Here is a 2519-nt window from a genome sequence, read left to right on the forward strand (position 1 = left end):
AAAAGCAAAGGTAAGTAACTAGAGATAGTTACACTACAGATGCCGAGAGAAAAAGTTTATAGAACATAGATGCTAGCTCCAAAACTAGGAACTATGAACTATGAACTAGACTAAAGGTCAAGTTAGCAAGGGCATACGGTGGATGCCTAGGCGCCAAGAGCCGAAGAAGGACGTGGTAAGCTGCGAAAAGCCACGGAGAGCCGCAAGCAGGCTTCGACCCGTGGATATCCGAATGGGGCAACCCAACCGGAGTAATATCCGGTAATCCATTATTGAATCCATAGATAATGGAAGGCAACCCGGGGAACTGAAACATCTCAGTACCCGGAGGAAAAGAAAGAAACCTCGATTCCCCCAGTAGCGGCGAGCGAAAAGGGAAGAGCCCAAACCAGCACTAAGGTGCTGGGGTTGAGGGACTTGCAGAAAGCTTAAATTTCTTAGCCGAATAGGTCTGGAAAGGCCAACCATAGGAGGTAAAAGTCCTGTAGGCGAAAAGGAACGAGAGCAGGCAAGAATCCCGAGTACCACGAGGCACGTGAAATCTCGTGGGAATCCGGGGGGACCACCCCCCAAGGCTAAATACTCCTTGGCGACCGATAGTGAACAAGTACCGTGAGGGAAAGGTGAAAAGCACCCCGGGAGGGGAGTGAAAGAGAACCTGAAACCGTATGCTTACAAACAGTCACAGCGCTATACATGCGTAGTGGCGTACTTTTTGTAGAACGGACCGGCGAGTTACGTTAGCAAGCAAGGTTAAGGAGAGAATCCGGAGCCGAAGCGAAAGCGAGTCTTAAGAGGGCGGGAAGTTTGTTGACGTAGACCCGAAACCGGGTGATCTACCCATGTCCAGGGTGAAGCGTTAGTAAAATAACGTGGAGGCCCGAACCAGGTAACGTTGAAAAGTTATTGGATGAGGTGTGGGTAGGGGTGAAATGCCAATCGAACCCGGAGATAGCTGGTTCTCCCCGAAATAGCTTTAGGGCTAGCCTTAATAGAAGATTTACGGAGGTAGAGCACTGAATAGGCTAGGGGCCTTCACCGGTTACCGAACCTTATCAAACTCCGAATGCCGTAAATTAGTAATTAGGAGTCAGACTGTGGGGGATAAGCTTCATAGTCGAGAGGGAAACAGCCCAGACCGACAGCTAAGGTCCCAAAGTACGGATTAAGTGGAAAAGGATGTGGAATCGCAGAGACAACCAGGATGTTGGCTTAGAAGCAGCCACCATTTAAAGAGTGCGTAATAGCTCACTGGTCCAGGGGTTCTGCGCCGAAAATGTAACGGGGCTCAAATCCGACACCGAAGCTACGGCTGCTCGAAGTTCGCGGTTCGAGTTTAGAGATTCGAAAGGGTGATATTTTTGGTAAAAAGCTATAAAGATATGATTATCTACCAAAAATCATATGAGCTTGCATTAAGAACTCATAAAATAACCCAAGAGTTTCCTGAATTTGAAAGATATGAACTAGGAAGCCAATTGCGAAGAGCTGCAGTATCAATAGCATTAAATATTGCAGAAGGATACGGCAGAAAGGCTTATAGTAAACAATTCACACAATTCCTAGTGACAGCGTTAGGCTCATGTAACGAAGTAACAGTATTATTAAACATGACAAAAGACTTAGGCTATATTACTGCAGAATTACATGAAGAAGTAATAGAAAAATATGATCACTTAGGAAGACAAATAAATAAGTTCATGAAATCAAATCAGGAGAAATCGAACGTCTAATTTCGAACGACGAACTTCGAGTAGGGTAGGGGAGCGTTCTTAGTGCAGAGAAGCTATACCGGAAGGAGTAGTGGAGTGCTAAGAAGTGAGAATGCCGGTATAAGTAAGCGAAAAGGCAGGTGAGAATCCTGCCCGCCGAAAACCTAAGGATTCCTGGGGAAGGCTCGTCCGCCCAGGGTAAGTCGGGACCTAAGGCGAGGCCGAAAGGCGTAGTCGATGGAAAATCGGTGGAAATTCCGATACCACCAAGTTCGCGATAGGAGCGAAGGGGTGACGCAGGAGGGTAGGCAGAGCGCACAGTTGGTAGTGCGTCTAAGCAGGTAGGGTGTTAGGCAGGGAAAACCGTCTAACGAAAAGCCCGAGAAGCGAATGCGAGGGAAAAAAAGTACCGAAGTCGCTGATCCCACACTGCCAAGAAAAGCCTCTAGTGAGTGAACAGGGTGCCCGTACCGCAAACCGACACAGGTAGGTGGGGTGAGAATCCTAAGGCGCGCGAGAGAACTCTTGTTAAGGAACTCGGCAAAATGACCCCGTAACTTAGGGAGAAGGGGTGCTCTGGTAGCGTGAAGTTTAAACAAACAGAGCGTGAGAGAGTCGCAGAGAATAGGTCCAGGCGACTGTTTAGCAAAAACACAGGTCCTTGCGAAATCGAGAGATGACGTATAAGGGCTGACGCCTGCCCGGTGCTGGAAGGTTAAGGGGAAGTGTAAGCGCAAGCGAAGCAGAGAACCGAAGCCCCAGTAAACGGCGGCCGTAACTATAACGGTCCTAAGGTAGCGAAATTCC

At 48.3% G+C, this 2519-nt stretch carries 1 rRNA gene; it reads left to right on the forward strand.

The window, feature by feature from the left end:
- Positions 1-114: 114 nt before the first annotated feature.
- Positions 115-2519, forward strand: a 23S ribosomal RNA gene (locus NWF04_10800); the annotation flags it as partial.

This window comes from Candidatus Bathyarchaeota archaeon (genome assembly GCA_026014465.1).
Lineage (GTDB): Archaea > Thermoproteota > Bathyarchaeia > Bathyarchaeales > Bathycorpusculaceae > JADGNF01.